We start from the raw sequence: 5,161 nt of genomic DNA, 5'->3' as shown, positions 1-5,161 counted from the left end.
TTCCTCGATGAATTAGATCAGGCAATTAGTCCCTGGATGGCAGACTTATACCGACAATTTCCTGAGATAAAGCAAGGCAAACATTATTGGTCTTTGTCATGGGTCCCGAGCGATCTAAGGAATAAACTTACGAGCAGCATTAACGATGACTTGCAACTTCTCCCTTGGTGGAAGCGTTTGTTTATGTCAGGGACAATGGCTGTTCCTGAAGCCATTTCACTTGCGAATACTTCTGAGGAATCCTCAATTGCAACGGCATGCTATTTAGTTGCTTGCCGGGACTTGTCGTTTATCTCGGTATGGAGCCCAACCTTTGCGCTAAGCCTGTTACAGTTAATCAAAGATAAGCAGCCTCTTATCGTTGAAGTACTAAACTCCGGTCAGTGGCCTGAGACTCTTTCTGGCTTATCACATCTATCCGCACCCAAAAACCCTGACGCCGCTAAGTCGTTAGATGCTTGGGATGGTGAGTTAAGTGCTAAAATGACAAGTATGCTTTGGCCCAAACTTGGTCTCATCAGTGCTTGGGACACCTCATCATCTAAAATTTGGGCGAACAAACTACGCGACTTGTTTCCCCATTGTCGTTTTCAAGGAAAGGGCCTTTGGGCCACTGAAGGCGTCATTAGCTTCCCGTTTCAGGGGAAATACCCATTAGCACTGACTAGTCACTTTTATGAGTTTGAGGACCTGGACACCAATCAAATACATACTAGCTGGCAGCTAACGGAGGGCCAGAATGTACGTCCCATTCTAAGTAGCTCTAATGGTTTACTTCGCTACGCGATGAATGACCAGCTGAAGGTAACCGGCTTTTTAGATCAATGCCCTTGCTTTGAATTCATTGGACGCCTTAGTGGTGTTGATATGGTGGGTGAGAAACTGTCGCCAGAGCTGGCAGTTAATATTATTAATGAGTTTTCCATGCATGACGCTATTTTGCCAATAAGCTTACTCGCGCTCCCTTCTTATTCTGAAGCAAACTTACCTCGCTATGCTTTGTTATGCGAAAACCAGGCTACATATAACAGACTTAACACTTGCGAGCAGAAAAACCTACAGGTCGAACTTGATCGCGAACTAGAAGAATTTTTGCTCCAGAACTTTCACTATAAACTTGCTCGCGAACTTGGTCAGCTCGATCATGCGCACGTTTTGCTCATGGAAGATGCCATGCAGGTTTATACCTCGCATAAGATAGCGCGTGGCATGGTGGCTGGTAACGTTAAAATTGAACCTCTGGTACTTTGGCAAAACGAACTATTCTCTCCTCAATGCTCGAGCGCAAGCAATGAACAGCAAAACAGAGTCGAGGCCGTAAGCTAATGAGCCAGCGCTACGAAATTCGCCCCGCCGAAGATGGTGATTCAGCTGCACTACTACGCCTGATTGATCAAACGCCACAGGAAGGAGAAGTGCACCTGAATTTTGAGCGCGCACCTAACTTTTTTCATGCAACAAAGGTGACCACAACAGATCCGGATGTTTGGGTCATGATTGATCATAAAACAGAGACCTTGTTGGCCTCATTCAGTATTGGTAAGCGCGAAGTTTATGTCGACGGCGAAAAAAGATTAACCCGTTACGGCAATGATCTACGTATTCACCAGGATTATCGTGGCGGAAGGACACTGTTACGTTTATTCAAAAAGTATCGAGAACTGATGCAGGATGAGTGGATGCAGACTGTGATATTGGACGAGAATAAAGCCTCTATCAACTCAGTCGGAAGTGGCCGTCTAAGTTTGCCGACTTATCACCAGGCCGGACAATTTCGTACTTATATGGTAGATCTGTATAAGAAGCAGCATAAAGCCACAACACTTTTAGTGCGACGAGCTAGCAATGCCGATAAAGCTCAGATGCAGTCTTTTTTCGATAAGCATGCGCCATCAAAGCAATTTTACCCTGTCTATGACTTTTCAAAAATTGGCACCAAAGACAATTACTATCGCGGGGTCGATATCGAAAATTATTTCCTCGCTTATGATGACGATGAACTTATCGGTATGTGCGCCGTATGGAACCAAAAAGATTTTAAACAAACGCGCTTTGTATCCTACCAAGGCAAGATGAAAGCCCTCAGGCACATCAATAATATTAAGAGTAAATTCTTTGGCGGCCTCCAGCTACCAAGTCCTGGAAGTTTAGCGAGCTACCTTAGCCTTCACACGGTTCTTTGTGCCGACAACCGGATTGATATCTTTCAAGATTTGCTGAGCTGCATCCTTAAAACCTATCACGCAAGTGATTATGAGGCGCTTATCTTTGGTTTTGATACGCGCGACCCTTTACACGAAGTTGCAAAAAACTTGAAGGCATATCAGCTTTTAAGTAATCACTATCTCGCTAGTTATGGCGATGACCCGAGCAAAGAAATGAAGCAACAGGGCTTGTTTTATCTCGAACCAACACGTCTATAATTAGCAGTAAGTTATGATGCAGTATCTAAAAAAATATCGTTCCGTCTTCCTCGCGCTTATCGTCGCGCTTGGCCTGATTTCTTGGCTCTACGATAACGCACCCGAGCCTGAGCAAAGTACTCAACAGAACCTGGCGCCAAGAGTTCCTTACACAGAGGTAATCGAAAGCAGCCAAGCGATTCCAATCTATAGTCGCGGTAGAGTATCTGCCTCAGAAGTTCGTCAGATTACCAATCAGGTACCCGGCCTGGTCAAACGTGTCAGCAAAGAGCTTAGTATAGGCGCAAGGGTCAAGCAGGGCGACATTCTCATTGAACTTGAACAACAGCCTTTTGTACTCGATATCGCACAAAAACAAGCTGAACTTGACCGAACTAAACTTGAATTAGTCAGAGTTAAAGCAAAGGCGGCTGTCGCACAAAAAGGCCTAAAACGAAACGCAACTGACTATGCGCGTCATATACCACAGGTGCGCCATGCCAGCAGTCAAGTTTCGGCCGCGGAAGCCGCCTTAGCTTATGCAAAACAACAACTCAAGAAGACTGTAATCAGAGCACCAATAGATGGCAAAGTCATTAAACTGAGTATTACTGAAGGCGAGTACATACTGGCTACCTCAAATGTTGCAACAATCTATGGGACTGACGAAGTTGAAGTCCGACTCCCGTTAAATGACCAGCAAATTGAAATTCTCGGTCTAAATCATAAAGGCTACTTGGGCAAAACAAGTAAACCTATTGCTAGCTTGAACAGCTATCAAAACCCGACAAAACAATGGCAAGGACTTATCGACCGAATTGAAGGGGAGCGCGATAGAAATCAGCTTCTTTATGTTATTGCGCAAGTTTCAAGCAATAACGCTTCAAACAAATCTAGCAAGAGCTTACTACCAGGCTCCTTTGTTGAAGCAAGGATCGAAGGGCAAGTAATCAATAATTTAAAGCTAATTCCTCGTAGTGCTGAACCTGCCAACAACACTGTTTGGACGATTGATAACGATATGCGCTTACACAGAAAAAATATCGAACTAGTGTATCGTGGCAAAGAGCTATCCTTCGTAAAGGCGGGATTAAATGCAAACGAACGTATCGTTACCGGTTCATTTCATTTAATGGCAGAAGGTATGAAAGTTGAGCCTTACCTAGCCAATGATCTCGCGCTTATTGAGCACCCTGTAGCGAGTACAATTCAATGAAAGGTGCGATCGCATGGTTTGCACATAATCCGGTTGCCGCCAACTTGCTTATGTTTACCGTGTTTGCCTTGGGTTATATCAGCCTGCCCGATATTCGCAAAGAGCTGATCCCAAATGTGTCCCTTGAACGTATTGGGATAGATACGAGCCTGCCTGGTGCGTCAGTTGAAACCATAGAATCTAGCATCTGCAAGCCAATCGAAAACCAGATTTATGATATTGAGGGCACACTTGAGCTTAGCGCTATTGCGCATGAGGGTTTTTGCTCAATGACTCTTGACGTAGCAGACGGCTACCTCACGAAAGATATACTAGATACAGTTAAAAGCCGTCTCGAAAACTATGATGCCTTACCAGACGAGGCAGAAGAGCCAACCGTCAAGGAATTGATTGTACGTAATCGCGTTAGTAAATTAATTCTCAGTGGCACCGCGGACTACGCTAGCATGAGCAAGATGGCGCGAAGCATACGCAGTGAAATCCTCGAAAACGATAACATCAGCATCATCGACCTAGAAGACGTTAAAGACTCTGAAATACAAGTCTATATCCCGGCACATAACTTAGAGCAATATCAAGTTAGCTTCGAAGAGATCAGTCGTCTAATTAGGCAACAATCAAATCAGTTACCAGGTGGCGTATTAAAAACCCATGACGGTGACGTACTAATCACCAGTGATGCTAAAAAAAGTGATGCAGAGGGTTATCGAAATATCATTATTGCCTCGAATGCTGACGGTGCCGAGGTAAGACTAGGCGATATTGCGAGCATCATCGACAACCGAAATAGCCCGCAAAGTCAGGCATCCTTTGACCACCGTGCAGCGGTTTCTCTCGATGTCTATCGTGTTGGCAATCAGAGTATTGTTACCATTGCCGAGGCAATTAAAGGCTATATAAAGCAAAAGCAACTGCCTGACAACATGCACTTATACGTTTGGCAGGACGAAGCAAAAAACTTTAAAAGCCGCATTGATTTATTGCTGGAAAATGCATTCAGCGGCCTCTTGCTACTCTTTGCGCTCTTGGTTCTGTTTCTTAATTTACGTCTCTCATTTTGGGTCAGCCTGGGAATACCATTTTCGTTTTTTGGCAGTCTGTTATTAATGCCCTCACTGGATGTATCCATCAATATTGTGTCACTGTTTGCTTTCATACTAGTGCTGGGCATTGTGGTCGATGACGCAGTGATCGTTGGGGAGTCAATTCATAGCCAGAATCAGGCAGGAAAATATGGTAGTGAAGGCGCGCTTGCTGGTGTCTATGACGTATATAAACCGATACTTTTTGCAGTCACTACAACCATTGTAGCCTTTTTGCCTTTACTGTTCTTACCAGGCCCCGAGGGTCAGTTAATGCAGGCGATACCTATTATAGTTATTTGTATTCTAGTGTTTTCGCTCTTGGAATCGATCTTTATTCTACCTGCGCACTTATCCCGTAAGGCATCAACATCAAGCGACGAAAAGAAAGACAGTCTGTTAAGTAAAATACAAAAGCAATTCAGCCAACACCTCGATAAATTAAACCAAGGTTTATATCA

The 5,161-nt window shown here is 44.3% G+C and carries 4 protein-coding genes; all 4 read left to right on the top strand.

Annotated elements, in window-relative coordinates; all coding sequences use genetic code 11:
- Positions 1–1,326 (top strand): GH3 auxin-responsive promoter family protein (locus A3761_RS18075; protein ID WP_082870292.1); only part of this gene is annotated, 1,326 nt, incomplete at its 5' end.
- Positions 1,326–2,423 (top strand): hypothetical protein, encoded by a 1,098-nt coding sequence (locus tag A3761_RS18070; RefSeq protein WP_068510708.1) that lies wholly within the window; start codon positions 1,326–1,328, stop codon positions 2,421–2,423. The genes A3761_RS18075 and A3761_RS18070, both read left to right, overlap by 1 nt.
- Before the next feature lie 13 nt (positions 2,424–2,436).
- The gene (locus A3761_RS18065) at positions 2,437–3,618 is read left to right on the top strand and encodes an efflux RND transporter periplasmic adaptor subunit (protein ID WP_068553539.1); all 1,182 of its coding nucleotides are present in this window, start codon (positions 2,437–2,439) and stop codon (positions 3,616–3,618) included.
- Positions 3,615–5,161 (top strand): efflux RND transporter permease subunit (locus tag A3761_RS18060; protein WP_197473102.1); only part of this gene is annotated, 1,547 nt, incomplete at its 3' end. The genes A3761_RS18065 and A3761_RS18060, both read left to right, overlap by 4 nt.

Source organism: Oleiphilus sp. HI0123, from assembly GCF_001635315.1.
This window is presented reverse-complemented; position numbering and strand designations above follow the sequence as displayed.

Coding starts and splice junctions, on each gene's coding strand:
- A3761_RS18070 (WP_068510708.1), top strand. CDS start 1,326: ATGAGCCAGCGCTACGAAATTCGCCCCGCCGAAGATGGTGATTCAGCT.
- A3761_RS18065 (WP_068553539.1), top strand. CDS start 2,437: ATGATGCAGTATCTAAAAAAATATCGTTCCGTCTTCCTCGCGCTTATC.